This is a genomic window from Pseudomonas sp. OV546 (assembly GCF_900116845.1).
GTDB classification, from domain to species: Bacteria; Pseudomonadota; Gammaproteobacteria; order Pseudomonadales; family Pseudomonadaceae; genus Aquipseudomonas; species Aquipseudomonas petroselini.
In genome coordinates, this window is record NZ_FPCE01000001.1 from 725,420 (window position 1) to 742,907 (window position 17,488).

The following is a 17,488-nucleotide window of genomic DNA, read 5'->3' on the forward strand; positions in this document are numbered from 1 at the left end:
CCCCATGCTGTTGCGCCACCCTCCGTTCCTGTTTGCCGCCTTGACGTTAAGCTCAATGGTGCACGCCGAAGGCCTGCAATTGGCCCCGGTCGAAGTCACCAGCAGCGAAGCCAGCGCCGGCGAAGTGGCCCAGGCGCAGCTCAAGAGCGTGCCCGGTGCGACCAACTACATCGACATGGACAGCGTGCAGCAGGGACGGGTGAGCACCAACGAAGACGTGTTCAAGTACCAGGCCGGGGTGTACGCCAAGGCGGCGAATAACGAAGGGGTGAAACTCTCGATTCGCGGGTCGGGCCTGAACCGCAGCCCGGGTTCCCATGCCTCCGGCTTGTACGAAATGTTCGATGGCCTGCCGCTGACAGGCCCCGGCGGCACGCCCTATGAGCTGAAAGACCCGCTGTGGCAAAGGCGGGTCGAAGTGCTGCGCGGCGCCAACGGTTTCGACCAGGGCGCCCTGGCTCTTGGTGGCGCGGTCAACTATGTGACGCGCACGGGTTACGACGCGCCCAAGCTGCAATTACGCTATGAAGCGGGCAGCAAAGGCTATATGCAGCGCGAGATCAGTTCGGGCCAGGTGCTGGGGGATGCCGATTACTACATCAGCCTCACTGACTCCGAGTCCGACGGCTACCAGCACCAGAGCGCCGGCACCGGCAAAGGTGTAGCGGCCAACTTCGGCTACCGTTTCAACCCGGCCCTGGAAACCCGCTTCTATTTCCGCTACCGCGAAACCACCAACGACACCCCCGGCAAACTCACGCGCAACCAGATCAGCCACGACCCGCGCGCGGCCAACAGCCTCAACGCCGCGCGCGATTCCAAACGCCTGCAACCGGGCTCGACCTGGATCGCCAACAAAACCACGTTGCAGCTGGATGACAATGCCCGGGTCGAAGTCGGGCTCGCCTATCACGACTACCCGATGGACCTGCGCGAAGGCACCAACCGTCTGAAAGTCGCCTACACCGATATCAGCAGCACCCTCAACTACATCCGCCAGGACACGCTGTTCGGTCACGACAGCAACACCACGGTGGGTCTTCGCACCACCCAGGCGATGCCCAACAACGGCGCCTCGGAATATGTGCGTACGCCGGCAGGCAACACGGCAACCTACGCACCCGGCACCAAGACTCGCGACTACAGTTACCTGGGCTCCGATACCGTGTTGCATATCGGCAACGACCTGGAACTGATCCCCGACCTGTGGCTGACCACCGGCCTGGCCGCGATCTACACCCGTCGCGAAACCCAGGTCACCTATCCCGAAGGCCAGGCACCGCTGAGCCAGCATGATTGGGACTACGCGCCGCGTGTCGGCCTGCGTTACGACGTCACCCCGCAACTGCAGGTGTACGGCAACCTGAGCCGTTCGGTCGAACCGCCGCACGCCTGGTCGATGATCTGGGGTTCCAACAAATACTTCCCCGCCGGCAGTGGAGCGGCCACCGGCTTGCAGCGCGAAGGCGTGAGCCTGAAAAACCAGACCGCCACCACCCTGGAAATCGGCGGGCGCGGTGAAGCGTGGCTCGGCCAGTGGGACCTGGCGCTGTACCGTTCGCAAGTGCGCCACGAATTGCTCACCGTGGAAACCCAGGCCCAGACCTCCACCAGCAATGCCATCGTTGCTGAATCCAACGCCAGCCCCACCGTGCACCAGGGCGTGGAACTCAGCCTGCTCAGCCCGGTGTGGGAGGGCGGCCGCAGCGGCCAGCTCGCCCTGCGCCAGGCTTACACCTTCAGCGACTTCCACTACCGTGACGATGACCGCTTTGGCGACAACACCTTGCCGGGCATCCCCAAGCACTACTACCAGGCGCAACTGCGCTACAGCCACCCGACGGGCTTCTACACCAGCCTCAACACCGAGCATTCCTCAAAGGTGGCGGTGGACTACGCCAACTCCTACTACGCTGCGTCCTACACATTCCTCGGCGCCACCTTCGGCTACGACGCGCCCAAGCAGGACTGGCAAGCCTGGGTCGACCTGCGCAACCTGACCAACCGGCGCTACGCCAATACCGTCACACCGGGTTATGACGACAAGGGGCTGGATGTTGCACGCTCCACACCGGCGGATGGCCGTGGCATCTACACCGGCGTGTCCTGGAGCTGGCGCTGACAGTCCCCTGTAGGAGATGGGCTGGCAGACCCACCGCCATCGGGAGCAAGCTCCCTCCCACAGTAGACCTGAGTCAGCAGGCAGAAAATGTTCGGCTACAGCTCTACCAAACACCTCCATTCCCTGTGGGAGATGTCGAGCTTCAGCGAGGCTTCGAAGGCGGCGGCACTGCTGGCAGATGGGCTGGCAGACCCACCGCCATCGGGAGCAAGCCCCCTCCCACAGTAGACCTGAGTCAGCAGGCAGAAAGTGTTCGGCTACAGCTCTACCTAACACCCCCATTCCCTGTGGGAGATGTCGAGCTTCAGCGAGGCTTCGAAAGCGTTGGCACTGCTGGTAGATGGGCTGGCAGACCCACCGCCATCGGGGGCAAGCCCCCTCCCACAGTAGATCTGAGTCAGCAGGCAGAAAGTGTTCGGCTACAGCTCTACCAAACACCCCCATCCCCCTGTGGGAGATGTCGAGCTCTAGCGAGGCTTCGAAAGCGGCGGCACTGCTGGTAGATGGGCTGGCAGACCCACCGCCATCGGGAGCAAGCACCCCCATCTCCTGTGGGAGATGTCGAGCTTCAGCGAGGCTTCGAAAGCGGCGGCACTGCTGGCAGATATACCGACTGACCCACCTCCATCAGCGGTAAGCCCCTTGCCCCCTCTCTGTTTTACTGGCATTGTTTGCGCAATTGGTAACACTTCCCATTTGAGAAATTTTTGCGCATGCATGACATTCCGGCCACGCTGGGCGACTCCGTCCGGCAGCAGACCCTTACGGCGATGTACAGCGAGCACCACGGCTGGTTGCACGGCTGGCTGCGCAAGAAACTCGGGTGCTCCCAGCATGCCGCCGACCTGGCCCACGACGCGTTCATCCGCGTACTGATGCTGGCCGAACCGCAACACATCAAGGAACCTCGCGCCTTCCTCGCCACCACGGCAGGGCGGTTGTTGATCGACGGCGCTCGTCGCCGCCGCATCGAAAAAGCCTACCTGGAAGCCCTGGTGATCCAGTGCGAAGACGCCGGCATGCCCGACCCAGCCGCGATTCATGTGGCGTTGCAAGCCCTGGAACGCATCGCCGAGATGCTCGCCGGCCTGCCTGCCAAGGCCCGCGAAGCGTTCCTGCTGAGTCGCCTTGATGGCCTGACCTACAGCGAAATCGCCACGCGCCTGGACGTGTCCTCCAGTACCGTCAAAAACTATATCTCCAGCGCCCTGGTGCATTGCTACCACAGCCTGCACCCGGCAGACCCGCTGGTATGAGCACCGAACAGATCATCCAGCAAGCGGCGCAGTGGCTCACCCGCCTGCACGACGAAGACGTCACCGACGCTGACCGCCAGGCGTTCAACGCCTGGTGCCAGGCCGACCCACGTCACACCGTGGCCATCGAACGTATGAGTGCGTTGTGGGGCAGCTTAGATACATTGCCGGTCAAGCCCGCGCGCATTGCCCTGAGCCGTGCATTCACCCCGCACCGCCCGCGTGGCGCACGGGCAGTGGGCTTGCTCGGCATCGTGCTATGCGGTTGGCTGGGCCTGCAACACCTGCCTATCTGGATGGCCGACCAGCGCACCGGTGTCGGCGAGCGCCGACAGATCGCCCTTGAGGACGGCAGCCAGTTGCAGCTCAACAGCAATTCGGCGGTGGACGTGAAATTCGACGGCCATCAACGCGTGATCGAACTGCTGCAAGGCGAGCTCTGGGTAGACGTGGCGAAGGATGCGCAACGGCCCTTTGTGGTCCGCACCGACCAAGGCACGGCCACTGCACTGGGCACGCGTTATCTGGTCAAACGTGCGGCAGATGGCACCACGGTGGTCACGGTGATCGAGTCCACGGTAGCGGTCAAAGGCGACGCCACCGATGGGGTCAAGGTCATGGCTGGCCAGCGCTCGGTCCTCGACCACGGCCGCGCCCAGCCACCGCAAGCCCTCAACGATGCCGATCCCGACGCCTGGACCCGTGGCCTGCTCAAGGTCAACGACCAACCCCTGAGCGACGTGCTGCAAACCCTCGCCAGTTACCGTCACGGCATGCTGCGCTTTGACCCCCAGGGCCTGCAAAACCTGCGGGTTTCCGGCGTGTTCAAGCTCGACGACACAGCAGCCGCGCTGTCGTCCCTGGCGGATAACCTGCCGATCCAGGTGGAGTATTTCACCGACCTGCTGGTGGTGGTCAAGCCGCGTTAGTGCTGGCGCAGGCGCTTGTACAGGGTATTGCGGCTTACCCCCAGCTCCCGCGCCAGGTGGGAAATATTCCCGCCGACGGCCTTCAAGCGCTGGTTCAGGTCGATGCTGTCATCCAGGTATTCACTGGCAGGCAGCGGCGATTCCACGTTCAAATCCACAAAAAAATCATCCGGCAGATGCTCCGGGCGGATCGGCTGTTCTTCAGCCATCGCCAGCGCGACCTGCAACACGCTGCTCACTTGGCGTAAATTCCCCGGCCACGGATGCTGCTCGAACAGCGCCAGCACCTCGGCGCTCAGGCCCGCCCACTGGGTCGGCTCACGGTGTTGCTGCCACAGTTGCTGAAACAGCGCCCGTTTGTCGGTGCGCTCGCGCAACGGCGGCAGCTCCAGGGTCAGGCCGCCGATGCGGTAGTACAAATCCTCACGAAAACGCCCGGCCTGCACCAGCTCGCGCAGCGCGCGGTTGGTGGCTGAGATGATGCGCAAATCCACCGGGAACAACTCGCTGCTGCCCACCGGCTGCACGCAACGTTCCTGCAGTACCCGCAGCAAACGGGCCTGGGTAGGCAGCGGCATATCGCCGATCTCGTCGAGAAACAGCGTGCCTTTATCGGCCTTGCGGATCAGGCCGATGCTGCCTTTTTGATTGGCGCCGGTGAACGCGCCTTTTTCGTAGCCGAACAGTTCCGACTCCACCAGCTCGGCCGGAATCGCCGCACAGTTCACCGCGATAAACGCCTTCTGGCTGCGCGAGCTGGCCTGGTGCAGGGCCTTGACGAACACTTCCTTGCCGACGCCGGTTTCACCGTGGATCAGCAGCGGGATGTCCTTCTCCAGCAGGCGTTCAGCCTGGCGCACGGCTTTCTCCACGCGCACATCGCCGAAGTGCAAGGTCTTCAGGCCAATGGAGGCGGGCTTAGGCGGTGTCGGCTCCGTGAACACGCGCGCCTGCACCGGCACCTGCTTGGGCCGCCGCAACAGGCACTGGAACCGATTACGTCCCGCCGCTTGCAGGGAAAAGGGCAGCCCTTCCGGCTGGTTCAACAACTCCAGCAGTGACACCTTGAACAAACTGTCGATCATCACCCGCGACAGGCTAATGCCCAGCAGGTTGTCGGCACGCCGGTTGGCCGACAGCACTTGGCCGCTTTCATCAAAGATCAGCAGGCCGGCCCACTGGCTGTCGAGGTTGCTCAGGCCGGTGTTGAAGGTCAGTTGGAAGTGTTCGCCGCGAAACAGGTTGAGGATCAGCCGGTTCTCCACGGTCTGGCTCATCATCTTGACCATGCCCAGGGTGTGGGAGGGCGGCAGGTAGCTGTCGCTGGACACGTCCAGCACCGCGATGATCTCGCGCTGGGCGTCAAAGATCGGCGCCGCCGAGCCGGTCATGAAGCGGTTGGCCTTCAGAAAGTGTTCATCGTGTTCGATATGCACCGCCTGGGCACACGCCAGTGCGGTGCCGATGGCATTGGTGCCGCTGGAGCGTTCTCTCCAGCTGGCGCCGGGGTTGAAGCCACGCGCCAGCTTGGGTTCGATAAACCGCTGGGTGCCCCAACTGGTCAGCACCTGGCCTTGATTGTCGGCCAGCATGATCAGGCAGTTGGAATTGCTGAGGATATTTTCGTAGTAGGGCAGCACTTCCTGGTGCGTGGTCTGCACCAGCGAGTGCTGGCTTTCCAGCAATTGGCTGATGCCCTCGGCGGGGAGCTGGTCGAAGCTGGGCGTGCTCTGGTGGTCCAGGCCAAAGGCGCGACAACGGCGCCAGGATTCCTGGATAAGGGTGTCGTGAGCCAGTGGTTCGGCCATGGGGTGACCTTCGTTTTTATTGTTATGGGGGCTTGCGCAATTGACTGCTGGAAATCATTCCAATGTGGGAGGGGCGGTCGTCAGAGTGTTGTTCAGAACTGTTCATTGTCAAGGCCCTGACTGTTCAGTTGTTCAGCCAAATTGTTCACTCCTGAACATCCCATTTACGCCATTTCCTTGCGCATCAAGCACTTGCCGTTTTGGCACGAAACTCGCTCTGACACCTGGCCAGATTCATTCCAATAATAAAAAGGTCGTGTCATGTCATTGACCCTGGAACATGTCTCCCGCGTTGTCGAAGGCCAGACCTGGATCGACGACGCCAACCTGCGTTTCGAAGCCGGTTCTTTCAACGTCTTGCTCGGCCGCACGCTGTCCGGCAAGACCAGCCTGATGCGTCTGATGGCCGGGCTGGACAAGCCCGACAGCGGCCGCATCCTGATGAACGGCGTGGATGTCACGCAAAAGCCGGTGCGCCTGCGCAATGTGTCGATGGTCTATCAGCAGTTCATCAACTACCCGACCATGACCGTATTCGAGAACATCGCCTCGCCGTTGCGCCAGGCCGGGGTGTCCAACGAGCTGATCCAGAGCAAGGTGCTGGAAACCGCGAAGATGCTGCGCATCGAGAAATTCCTCCAGCGCCACCCGTTGGAACTCTCCGGCGGCCAGCAGCAACGCACGGCCATGGCGCGTGCGCTGGTCAAGGACGCCGAACTGATCCTGTTCGATGAGCCGCTGGTGAACCTGGACTACAAACTGCGCGAAGAGCTGCGTCAGGAAATGCGCGAGCTGTTCGCCGCGCGCCACACCATCGCCATCTACGCCACCACCGAACCCAACGAAGCCCTGGCGCTCGGTGGCACCACCACCATCCTGCACGAAGGCCGGGTGATTCAGAGCGGCAAGGCGGCCGAGGTCTATCACCAGCCGCAGACGGTGCTGGCCGCCGAGCTGTTTTCCGAGCCGCCGATCAACCTGATGCCGGGGCGCATCAGCGGTAACGAAGTGAGCTTCGCCAATTTCGTGCATTTCCCGCTGAACGTCGACCTGCGCCCCATCGGCGAAGGCGAATTCCGTTTCGGCGTACGCCCCAGCCACATCAGCCTGGTGCCCAGCAACGACGACGACCTGGAGTTGGCGGTGACGGTGGAAGTCGCCGAGATCAGCGGTTCGGAAACCTTCCTGCATGTGCGCAGCGAACACTTCCTGCTGGTGCTGCACCTGCCGGGCGTGCACGAGTATGACGTCGACGCGCCGATCCGCGTGTATATCCCCACCCATAAACTGTTTGTGTTCGATGGCCAGGGCCGTTTGGTCCAGGCCCCCGGGCGCCGTGTCGCGAGGGTTGCCTGATGGCCGAGATCCATTTGCAGAACCTGGCGCATAGCTACAGCCCTACGCCGAGCGGCCCCGAGGACTACGCCATTCGGGAAATGAACCACGTGTGGGAGCAGGGCGGAGCCTACGCCTTGCTCGGGCCGTCGGGCTGCGGCAAATCGACGTTGCTCAACATCATCTCCGGCCTGCTCAGCCCGTCCGAAGGCCAGGTGTTGTTTGACAGCAAAGTGGTCAACGACCTGACCCCGGAAAAGCGCAACATCGCCCAGGTGTTCCAGTTCCCGGTGGTGTACGACACCATGACGGTGTTCGACAACCTGGCGTTCCCGCTGCGTAACCAGGGCATGGCCGAGGCGAAAATTCACAGCAAGGTGCAGGAAATCGCCGAGGTCCTCGACCTGCAAAACCTGCTGAGCAAAAAAGCCCGCAACCTCACCGCCGACGAAAAGCAGAAAGTCTCCATGGGCCGCGGCCTGGTGCGTGACGACGTGTCGGCGATCCTGTTCGATGAACCGCTGACGGTGATCGACCCGCACCTCAAGTGGAAACTGCGGCGCAAACTCAAGCAGATCCACGAGCAGTTCAACATCACCATGGTCTACGTGACCCACGATCAGTTGGAAGCCTCGACCTTCGCCGACAAGATCGCGGTGATGTACGGCGGCCAGATCGTGCAGTTCGGCACCCCCCGTGACCTGTTCGAACGGCCAAGCCACACCTTTGTCGGGTATTTCATCGGCAGCCCTGGGATGAATCTGATCGACGTGCAGGCCGAGGCGGGTGGGGTGCGGTTTGCCGGCACCCACCTGCCAGTGTCCGAGGCCCTGCAGCAACGCCTGGCCAAAACCGATTACAAGAGATTGCAGGTCGGCATCCGCCCGGAATTCATCCATGTGTGGGACGAGTACAACCCTGACGCCCTGCAGGCCGACGTCTCTCATCTCGAAGACCTCGGCACCTACAAAATCATGACCCTCAACCTCGACGGCGCGCTGCTCAAGGTGCGCCTGGCCGAAGACAAACCCGTGCCTGAAGGCAAGGCCTCCATCAGCTTTCCCGCGCAGTGGCTGATGGTGTACGCCGACGACTACCTGCTGGAGGTGCTGCCATGAACAAGGTGCAGAACAACAAGGCCTGGTGGCTGGTGCTGCCGGTGTTCCTGCTGGTGGCGTTCAGTGCGGTGATCCCGATGATGACCGTGGTCAACTACTCGGTGCAGGACATCTTCGACCAGTCCAGCCGCTACTTCGTTGGCGCCGACTGGTACAAGCAGGTGCTGCTTGACCCACGCCTGCATGACTCGCTGCTGCGCCAGTTCATCTACTCGGCCTGCGTGTTGCTGATCGAAATCCCGCTGGGCATCGCCATCGCCCTGACCATGCCGACCAAGGGTCGCTGGTCGTCGCTGGTGCTGATCATCCTCGCCATTCCGCTGCTGATTCCGTGGAACGTGGTGGGCACCATCTGGCAGATATTCGGCCGCGCCGATATCGGCTTGCTGGGTTACAGCCTCAATGCCCTGGGCATCAGCTACAACTACGCAGCCAACACCATGGATGCCTGGGTCACCGTGCTGGTGATGGATGTGTGGCACTGGACGTCCCTGGTGGCGCTGCTGTGCTACTCCGGCCTACGGGCGATTCCTGATGTGTACTACCAGGCTGCGCGGATTGATCGTGCCTCAGCGTGGGCGGTGTTCCGACATATCCAGTTGCCGAAGATGAAAAGCGTGCTGCTGATCGCGGTGATGCTGCGGTTCATGGACAGCTTCATGATCTACACCGAACCCTTCGTCCTCACTGGTGGCGGGCCGGGTAACGCCACTACGTTCTTGAGTCAGACCCTGACCCAGATGGCCGTAGGCCAATTCGACCTGGGCCCGGCCGCGGCGTTTTCCCTGGTGTACTTCCTGATCATCCTGTTGGTGTCCTGGCTGTTCTACACCGCCATGACCCACTCCGACGCCAACCGCTGAGGCCGCCAACATGAGCAAGCGCAAGCTAATTCCGTTGCTGATCTACATCCTGTTCCTGCTGGTGCCGATCTACTGGCTGCTGAACATGTCCTTCAAGAGCAACACCGAAATCCTCGGTGGGCTGACGTTGTTTCCGCAGGATTTCACCCTGGCCAACTACAAGGTGATCTTCACCGACCCGAGCTGGTACACCGGTTACCTCAACTCGCTGTACTACGTGAGCCTGAACACGGTGATCTCCCTGAGCGTGGCGCTGCCGGCGGCCTATGCGTTTTCACGCTACCGTTTCCTCGGCGACAAGCACCTGTTCTTCTGGCTGCTGACCAACCGCATGGCGCCACCGGCGGTGTTTCTGCTGCCGTTCTTCCAGCTGTATTCGTCCATCGGCTTGTTCGACACGCACATTGCCGTGGCCCTGGCGCACTGCCTGTTCAACGTGCCGTTGGCGGTGTGGATCCTGGAGGGGTTCATGTCCGGCGTGCCCAAGGAAATCGACGAAACCGCCTACATCGACGGCTACTCGTTTCCTAAGTTTTTCGTGAAGATTTTTATCCCGTTGATCGGCTCCGGCATCGGTGTGACCGCGTTTTTCTGCTTCATGTTCTCTTGGGTCGAACTGCTGCTGGCGCGCACCCTGACCTCGGTCAACGCCAAGCCCATCGCGGCGGTGATGACGCGCACGGTCTCGGCGTCGGGTATCGATTGGGGCGTGCTGGCGGCGGCGGGGGTGTTGACTATCCTTCCCGGCATGCTGGTGATCTGGTTTGTTCGCAACCACGTGGCCAAGGGCTTTGCCCTGGGCCGGGTCTGAGGAGTCGATGATGGAATGGATGGCCTGGACCACCCCCACCGCGCTGTTCTTTGGCGGCATAGCCCTGATTCTGGCGGGCATGACCACCTGGGAGCTGCGTTCGCCGAGCATCCCGCGGCGCGGTTTGTTACCGATCAGCACCACCCGTGGTGATCGTTTTTTTATCGGTCTTCTCGGCAGCGCCTACCTGCATTTGCTGGTCATTGGCGTTACCGACTGGAGCATCTGGGTGGCGTCCGCGCTCTCCCTGGTATGGCTGTTGAGTGTGATGCGTTGGGGCTAATGCCCTTATGAATAAACAACCAGGAGGTCTCTATGTTGAATAAAAACAATAAGCTGCGACATAGCATTTCATTGGCCGCCGTACTGGCCCTCAGCGGTTTGAGCGCTTCGGCGTGGGCCGATGCGTATGAAGATGCCGCAAAAAAATGGATCGGCAGCGAGTTCAAACCGTCCACCCTCACGGCTGACCAGCAGCTCGAGGAACTCAAGTGGTTTATCAAGGCCGCCGAACCGTTCCGTGGGATGAAGATCAACGTGGTGTCGGAAACCCTCACCACCCACGAGTACGAATCCAAGGTGCTGGCCAAGGCGTTCAGTGAAATCACCGGGATCAAGCTGACCCACGACCTGCTGCAGGAAGGCGACGTGGTGGAGAAGCTGCAAACCCAGATGCAGTCCGACAAGAATATCTATGACGGCTGGGTCAACGACTCGGACCTGATTGGTACACACTTTCGCTACGGCAAGACCGAATCCATCACCGACCTGATGGCCAATGAAGGCAAGGCCTTCACCTCGCCGACCCTGGATATCAAGGACTTCATCGGCATCTCCTTCACCACCGCGCCGGACGGCAAGATCTACCAACTGCCCGACCAGCAGTTCGCCAACCTCTACTGGTTCCGCGCAGACTGGTTCGAGCGCCCGGAGCTGAAAGCCAAGTTCAAGGAAAAGTACGGGTATGACCTCGGCGTGCCGGTGAACTGGTCGGCCTATGAGGACATTGCCAAGTTCTTCAGCGAAGACGTCAAGGAGATCGACGGCAAGCGTATCTATGGGCACATGGACTACGGCAAGAAAGACCCGTCCCTGGGCTGGCGCTTCACCGATGCGTGGTTCTCCATGGCCGGTGGCGGCGACAAGGGCCTGCCCAATGGTTTGCCGGTGGACGAGTGGGGCATTCGTGTGGAGGACTGTCACCCGGTGGGCTCCAGCGTGACCCGTGGCGGCGACACCAACGGCCCGGCCGCCGTGTTCGCCACCCAGAAATACGTGGATTGGATGAAAGCCTATGCGCCACCGGAAGCGGCGGGCATGACCTTCTCCGAATCCGGCCCGGTGCCGTCCCAAGGCAACATCGCCCAGCAGATCTTTTGGTACACCGCGTTTACCGCCGACATGACCAAGCCGGGCCTGCCGGTGGTAAACGCCGACGGCACGCCGAAATGGCGCATGGCCCCGTCGCCGGTCGGCCCTTATTGGGAAAAAGGCATGAAGAAGGGCTATCAGGACGTGGGTTCCTGGACCTTCCTCAAATCCACCCCAGAGAAACAGAAACTCGCGGCCTGGCTCTACGCGCAGTTCGTGACCTCGAAAACTGTCTCGCTGAAGAAAACCATCGTCGGCCTGACGCCGATTCGTGAGTCGGACATCAACTCCCAGGCCATGACCGACCTGGCGCCGAAACTCGGTGGTTTGGTGGAGTTCTATCGCAGCCCGGCCCGTGTGGAATGGACCCCGACCGGCACCAACGTGCCGGACTACCCACGCCTGGCGCAACTGTGGTGGAGCAACATCGCCGCTGCAGCGAGCGGCGAGAAAACCCCACAACAAGCGTTGGATAACCTGGCCAAGGAACAGGACGCGATCATGACGCGCCTGGAGCGCTCCAAGGTGCAACCGGTCTGCGGCCCGAAAATGAACCCCGAGCGTGATGCGCAATACTGGTTCGACCAACCGGGCGCACCGAAACCGAAACTGGCGAATGAGAAGCCGAAAGGCGAAACCGTGAGCTACAACGACTTGCTTAAACAGTGGGAGGCCGCACGCAAGTAAACCCAACAGGGTGCACGCTGTACCTGTGGCGAGGGCGCTTGCTCCCGTTGGCCTGCGTAGCAGTCCCAGTCTTTTTAAACAAAGCGCTGGGGCCGCTTCGCGACCCAACGGGAGCAAGCGCCCTCGCCACGTTTTACGGTGTTTTCACTGCCAGAATCTGCGGCGCCGCCTTCCTCGCCATCCGCAACAGCGCCCACAGGGGGTAGTCGGTATTACGCCGCCTGCGGCTGAATCTGCAACTCACCGTCCACGTCCTTGACCAACCCACTGGCCAAAAACAGCGGTGTCAGGCGTTTATGTAATTGCGGCTCGACAAATTCCTTCACCGTATCCAGCGCCAGCACACCGCTCAGCGGCAGCTCGGCCTTGGTGTACGACAACCAGGCTTTCTTCAACACCTGCAACACATCACTGCCCGCCGTGGTGGCGAAGCGGCGCTGGGTGGGCTTGCCGTCGAAGGTGAAGCTGTGTTGGAACGCATAGCCGCTTTCATCGCCGTTACCGGTGGTGCAGCGGATGCAGGTGCACGGGCCGTCGCCGAATGCGCTGCGCAGGTAGGTGTTGAAGTCCACCACGGGCTTGAGTGACAGGCGTTTATCAACCTCGAACAGGTCCCCGGTCATTTTTTCGTCAGTGTTCAACGTCCATTTCCTCGCTGGTTCGGCAGTTTTTCAAAGCGCGGCACAATAGCAGCCAGGCGCTTGTTTGTGGGCTATTTGCATAACAATAGATCCCGATATTCTTTTCCAGTCTTAAAAAACGTCGCTAGGCTCCATCACCTTCTTAAAACGCGGCAGACTCCCATGACTTTCAAGCGCTCCTCCCTGACCCTGATGGCGGCTGCGACAGCCTTGATCAGTATCGGCGCACAGGCCGAAGGCAAGATCAGCATCGCCCAGCAATTCGGTATCGGCTACCTGATCCTCGATGTGGTGCGCGACCAGCACCTGATCGAAAAGCACGGCAAGGAGCAGGGCCTGGACATCCAGGTGGAGTGGAACAGCATTTCCGGCGCCACCGCAATGAACGAATCGCTGCTGGCCGGCGCGCTCGACGTAGTCTCCGCTGGTGTGCCGCCGATGCTGACGCTGTGGGACCGCACCAAGGGCAAGCAGAACGTCAAGGCCATCGCCTCCCTGGGCTCGATGCCCAACTACCTGTTGACCAACAATCCCAACGTCAAGACCCTCGAGGACTTCAGCGAAAAAGACCGTATCGCCGTGCCCGCCGCCGGTGTGGGTTTCCAGTCGCGCACCTTGCAGATCGAGACCGCCAAGCAGTTCGGCGATGCCCATTACAAGAAGTTCGACGACATCTCCATCAGCCTGGCGCACCCCGACGCGACCGCCGCCTTGATTGCCGGTGGCTCGGAGATCAACGCGCACTTCTCCAGCCCGCCGTTCCAGTACCAGGAATTGCTCAATCCGAATGTGCACAAGGTGTTGAGTTCCTACGACATCCTCGGTGGCCAGGCGACGTTCAACGTGCTGTACACCACGCAAAAATTCCACGACGAGAACCCCAAGACCTACAAAGCGTTCTATGACGCGCTGGCCGAAGCCGAGAAGATCATCAAGGCCGACAAGCCCGCCGCCGCCAAGGCGTATATCCGCGTAGAGCAGTCGAAGCTGCCATTGGACCTGGTGGAGAAGATCGTCCAGGACCCGGAGATTGACTTCACCATCGTGCCGCAGCGTACCTACATCTACGCCGAGAAATTGCAGGAACTGGGTGTGTTGAAAAACAAAGCCGCGAGTTGGAAGGATTACTTCTTCGAAGAGGCGCATGGCGGCAACGGCAGCTGAGGTTGCCTGGTTAAAGTGAGGGCTCAGTAAGCGGTCGTTCTGCTTGGACGCCTGGCCGCGCCGCGATAGAAGGTCAGAATCGCCAGCAGTTGAACGATGACGGCCACCATCACCACGGCAACGATCGCCTCTTCCGGGTCGGCAAGGGCAGCGCGTACAAGGCCGAAGCAGGCAGGTGCGAAAGCGTAGATTGCCTGGCTGAGGGCAACCATCAGCGCAATGACCTTCGCGGTATTCTCGTGGCTGAACTCGGTCTGCGCGATTAGCGGTGGGAGCGATGTGGCATTGCCGATCCCGGAACCGATCAGTACGACGGCTATCCAGGCGGCCGCAGGGTGCAAATGCAGGCCAAGCAGCATCAAGGTGCCCAGCAACTGAACCCCATAAGCCAGACAAGCCAAATGGCGACGATTGATGTCTTGGGTCATCCAGTGCGCGGCGATGTATCGCCCGCCCATGGCGCTGGCGGTGGCCAAGCCCATGGCGAATGAGGCAGGGCGGGCGCCCAGGTATACGACCAGGATCGAATACAGATGGGCAATCAATCCAATCTGTGCAAACAGACCAAGGGACATGCCGGCGGCCAGCGTGCGGAATTGTGCTGATCGGAATGTCTGCGCGGTCGTCCAGGGGATGGCGGGGGCATGGAGCGGCGGTGCTGGCGGCGCGGCGAGATTGTCTGGTTGCTGTCCCATGCTCTGCGGCGTTTTGCCAAACACCCACAAAGCAAACCCGGCAGTCAGCGTAATGGTTGCCAGGGTGATTACCAGGGCCGCGATGGCAAAGCCGAACCGCTCGATCAACAGTACCCACAGCGGTGAGAAGATCACGCCACCCAGGCTGGCACCGTTGTAGGCCTTGCCCAGCGCCTTCGGCCTCCCTTTGATGTACCAGGGCGCGATCAGCGTGTTGACGGCCGCAGCGCCCAAGGTCACCCAGCCGATACCCGAGCACATGGCGCCGAAATACAACACCCACAGCGCGTCGGCTTGAGCCCAGATATTGACCCCGATGCCCAGGATCAGGCTCCCCAGCCAAGTAACCGCGGGCACACCCCAACGCCCGTACAGCCGCGGCAGATTGGCGATGACCAGGGTGCCGCTGAGAAAATGCAGTGTCACCGCCGCTGAAACTTGGGTAATCGGCCACCCGGTGCGATCCATGACGGCCTGCATATAAATCGGCGGGCCGTAGAACCCGACGCCCCAACCAATGATTGCCAGCACGAACGTACACCTGAGTACGGTCTGGCCAAAAAAACGTGTGTTATTCATCGGCATCTCTCCTGGGTTGGCGTGTAGAGTATTCTGCCGATATCGCTGTCACTTCGAGGAGCATCGAACAATGGATGTTGAGTCATCCGAATGGGTGGCTGACGCGAACGCTCGATTCGCGCGCTGACAGTGACTGCCAAAGGGCGCAGGCGCTTGGCCAACGTCCTGTACGGGGATGGTCAGCGGAAAAACTCACCGGGTGTGGCCTCGAACTGTTGCCGAAACGCATTGATAAACGCCGACGTCGATTCATACCCACACCCCAGCGCCACGTCCGTCACCCGCTCGCCTTGCTCCAGGGCGGGCAGGGCGCTCAACAACCGCAGGCGCTGGCGCCAGGCACGAAAGGTCAGCCCGGTATCACTCAAGAACAACCGGCTGAGTGTCTTCTCACTCACCCCCAGCTTCTGGCTCCATTGTCCCAACGTGGTCTGCTGCTCCGGGTGCAGGTTCAGGCTGCGATAGATCTGCCGCAAGCGCGGGTCCAGGGGCAACGGCAACATCAAGTCGATTTGCGCCGCCGCCGCCAACTGATCCAGCAGCACCTGGGCCAAGCGTCCATCCGGGCCGTCCTCGGCATATTCCACCGGCACTGCGCTGAAGCTGCGGATCAACTCGCGCAGCAAACTGCTCACCTCCAACACATGGCAGCGCTGCGTCGCCCACGTGGTGACGCTGCAATCCAGGTACAGGCTGCGCATTTCGGTATGCGGCGAACTGAACACCCGGTGCGGCACTCCCGCCGGAATCCACACTGCACGCTGGGGCGGCGCGACGAAGCGGCCGACGCTGGTCTGGATCTCCAGCACCCCGGAAATCGCGTAGGACAATTGCACCCACGGGTGGCTGTGCCGGCGGGTCAGCGCACGATTAGGCAAGGATTCAGTGCGCCCATACACCGGTCGTGGCAGGCTGGAAAGCCCGGGCACGCTGCGGCGGACGGTCTTGTCATGTCCTTTAGGCGGCATTTGTTGGCTCATTGGCGTTAGTCGGTAACAGGTGGTTACGTTAGAGTCGCGATGACGCTCTTGGCAACCCCCGGAAGATCCTGCTTATGACTCGCCCCCGTTTTCTGCCCGACAACTTCACCCTGACGCTGATCGCCACGGTGATCCTCGCCTCCCTGCTGCCCGCCAGCGGCCAGACCGCCGTGGCATTCGGCTGGGTGACCAACCTGGCCATCGCGCTGCTGTTTTTCCTGCACGGCGCCAAGCTGTCGCGCCAGGCTATCGTCGCCGGCGCCGGCCACTGGCGCCTGCATCTGCTGGTGTTCAGCCTGACCTTTGTGCTCTTCCCGCTGCTGGGCCTGGCGCTCAAGCCGGTGTTGTCGCCGCTGATCGGCAAAGACCTGTACATGGGCATGCTCTACCTCTGCGCCTTGCCGGCCACGGTGCAATCGGCGATTGCCTTCACGTCCCTGGCGCGGGGCAATATCCCGGCGGCGATTTGCAGTGCGGCGGCGTCCAGCCTGTTCGGCATCTTCCTCACGCCACTGCTGGTGACCCTGCTGCTCAACGTGCACGGCGAGGGTGGCTCGACCGTCGACGCGATCCTGAAAATCAGCGTGCAGCTGCTGCTGCCGTTCATCGCCGGGCAGATCGCCCGCCGTTGGATCGGCGAGTGGGTGGGGCGCAATAAATCCTGGCTGAAGTTCGTCGACCAAGGCTCGATCCTGCTGGTGGTGTACGGCGCGTTCAGCGAGGCGGTCAACGAAGGCATCTGGCACCAGATCCCGTTGTGGGAACTCGGCGGCCTGGTGGTGGCGTGCTGCGTGTTGCTGGCCTTGGTGTTGGTGGCCTCCACGGTGCTGGGCAAGGCTTTTGGTTTTAACCAGGAAGACCGCATCACCATTTTGTTCTGCGGTTCGAAGAAGAGCCTGGCCACTGGTGTGCCGATGGCCCAGGTGCTGTTCGCCGGGGCGACCATGGGGGTGCTGATCCTGCCATTGATGCTGTTTCACCAGATCCAGTTGATGGTCTGCGCGGCGTTGGCCCAGCGTTATGCCAAGCGACCGGAGAGCATTCCAGAGCTGATGGGGCAGGTGGATCCTTGATCAATGTCGCAGCCGTTACCGAATAACCTCAAGTAAATGCTCGGCCAGACGACTTA

General features: G+C 61.4%; 15 protein-coding genes. 11 read left to right on the forward strand and 4 right to left on the reverse strand.

The features are described 5' to 3' along the window. The first annotated feature begins 4 nt into the window (after positions 1-4). From BM403_RS03460 to BM403_RS03470, 3 genes are all read left to right on the forward strand, one after another. Positions 5-2,122: a TonB-dependent receptor family protein gene (locus tag BM403_RS03460; RefSeq protein ID WP_093541580.1), complete on the forward strand. Its 2,118-nt coding sequence runs from the start codon at positions 5-7 to the stop codon at positions 2,120-2,122. 713 nt (positions 2,123-2,835) lie between these two features. Further along, positions 2,836-3,378: a sigma-70 family RNA polymerase sigma factor gene (locus tag BM403_RS03465; RefSeq protein ID WP_093541582.1), complete on the forward strand. Its 543-nt coding sequence runs from the start codon at positions 2,836-2,838 to the stop codon at positions 3,376-3,378. After that, positions 3,375-4,307 carry a FecR family protein gene (locus BM403_RS03470; protein ID WP_093541584.1) on the forward strand — a complete coding sequence of 311 codons (933 nt, stop codon included), beginning with the start codon at positions 3,375-3,377 and terminating at the stop codon, positions 4,305-4,307. The genes BM403_RS03465 and BM403_RS03470 overlap by 4 nt, the downstream gene beginning before the upstream one ends. Here the strand turns inward: BM403_RS03470 and BM403_RS03475 are convergent. Beyond that, positions 4,304-6,115: a sigma-54-dependent Fis family transcriptional regulator gene (locus tag BM403_RS03475; protein WP_064052997.1), complete on the reverse strand. Its 1,812-nt coding sequence runs from the start codon at positions 6,113-6,115 to the stop codon at positions 4,304-4,306. The two genes, BM403_RS03470 and BM403_RS03475, sit on opposite strands and share 4 nt — an antisense overlap. A 261-nt stretch (positions 6,116-6,376) precedes the next feature. On the opposite strand from BM403_RS03475, the gene BM403_RS03480 reads away from it, so the two are divergent. Genes BM403_RS03480 through BM403_RS03505 form a run of 6 tightly spaced genes read left to right on the forward strand, consistent with a single transcriptional unit; the run spans position 6,377 to position 12,300 of the window. Next, positions 6,377-7,471, forward strand: coding sequence for an ABC transporter ATP-binding protein (locus BM403_RS03480; protein ID WP_012724886.1), 1,095 nt, complete (start codon positions 6,377-6,379; stop codon positions 7,469-7,471). Next, a complete protein-coding gene (locus BM403_RS03485) occupies positions 7,471-8,568 on the forward strand; it encodes an ABC transporter ATP-binding protein (protein WP_012724885.1) in 1,098 nt (365 codons plus the stop codon). Before BM403_RS03480 ends, BM403_RS03485 begins: the two co-directional genes overlap by 1 nt. Then, a complete protein-coding gene (locus BM403_RS03490; RefSeq protein WP_025858174.1) occupies positions 8,565-9,431 on the forward strand; it encodes a carbohydrate ABC transporter permease in 867 nt (288 codons plus the stop codon). The genes BM403_RS03485 and BM403_RS03490 overlap by 4 nt, the downstream gene beginning before the upstream one ends. Positions 9,432-9,441: 10 nt before the next feature. Beyond that, a complete protein-coding gene (locus BM403_RS03495) occupies positions 9,442-10,242 on the forward strand; it encodes a carbohydrate ABC transporter permease (RefSeq protein ID WP_003232361.1) in 801 nt (266 codons plus the stop codon). A gap of 10 nt (positions 10,243-10,252) precedes the next feature. Then, positions 10,253-10,525, forward strand: a complete 273-nt coding sequence (locus BM403_RS03500; RefSeq protein WP_093541587.1) for a DUF2160 domain-containing protein — start codon at positions 10,253-10,255, stop codon at positions 10,523-10,525. A 32-nt stretch (positions 10,526-10,557) separates the two neighbouring features. Beyond that, positions 10,558-12,300: an ABC transporter substrate-binding protein gene (locus tag BM403_RS03505; RefSeq protein ID WP_012724882.1), complete on the forward strand. Its 1,743-nt coding sequence runs from the start codon at positions 10,558-10,560 to the stop codon at positions 12,298-12,300. A gap of 212 nt (positions 12,301-12,512) precedes the next feature. On the opposite strand, the gene BM403_RS03510 is transcribed toward BM403_RS03505, so the two are convergent. Beyond that, the gene (locus BM403_RS03510) at positions 12,513-12,941 is read right to left on the reverse strand and encodes a hypothetical protein (protein ID WP_012724881.1); all 429 of its coding nucleotides are present in this window, start codon (positions 12,939-12,941) and stop codon (positions 12,513-12,515) included. A 162-nt stretch (positions 12,942-13,103) separates the two neighbouring features. Here BM403_RS03510 and BM403_RS03515 point away from each other — a divergent pair, with 162 nt between their 5' ends. Next, the gene (locus BM403_RS03515; RefSeq protein WP_093541590.1) at positions 13,104-14,105 is read left to right on the forward strand and encodes an ABC transporter substrate-binding protein; all 1,002 of its coding nucleotides are present in this window, start codon (positions 13,104-13,106) and stop codon (positions 14,103-14,105) included. Positions 14,106-14,128: 23 nt separating this feature from the next. On the opposite strand, the gene BM403_RS03520 is transcribed toward BM403_RS03515, so the two are convergent. Both BM403_RS03520 and BM403_RS03525 read right to left on the reverse strand, forming a co-directional pair. Further along, positions 14,129-15,379 (reverse strand): MFS transporter, encoded by a 1,251-nt coding sequence (locus tag BM403_RS03520; protein ID WP_093541593.1) that lies wholly within the window; start codon positions 15,377-15,379, stop codon positions 14,129-14,131. Between the two features lie 179 nt (positions 15,380-15,558). After that, positions 15,559-16,347 carry an AraC family transcriptional regulator gene (locus BM403_RS03525; RefSeq protein WP_043205518.1) on the reverse strand — a complete coding sequence of 263 codons (789 nt, stop codon included), beginning with the start codon at positions 16,345-16,347 and terminating at the stop codon, positions 15,559-15,561. Positions 16,348-16,433: 86 nt separating this feature from the next. Between BM403_RS03525 and BM403_RS03530 the strand changes: the two genes are divergently transcribed. Continuing rightward, entirely contained in the window at positions 16,434-17,432 is a 999-nt protein-coding gene (locus BM403_RS03530) for a bile acid:sodium symporter family protein (protein ID WP_012724877.1), read from the forward strand. Positions 17,433-17,488: the final 56 nt, after the last annotated feature.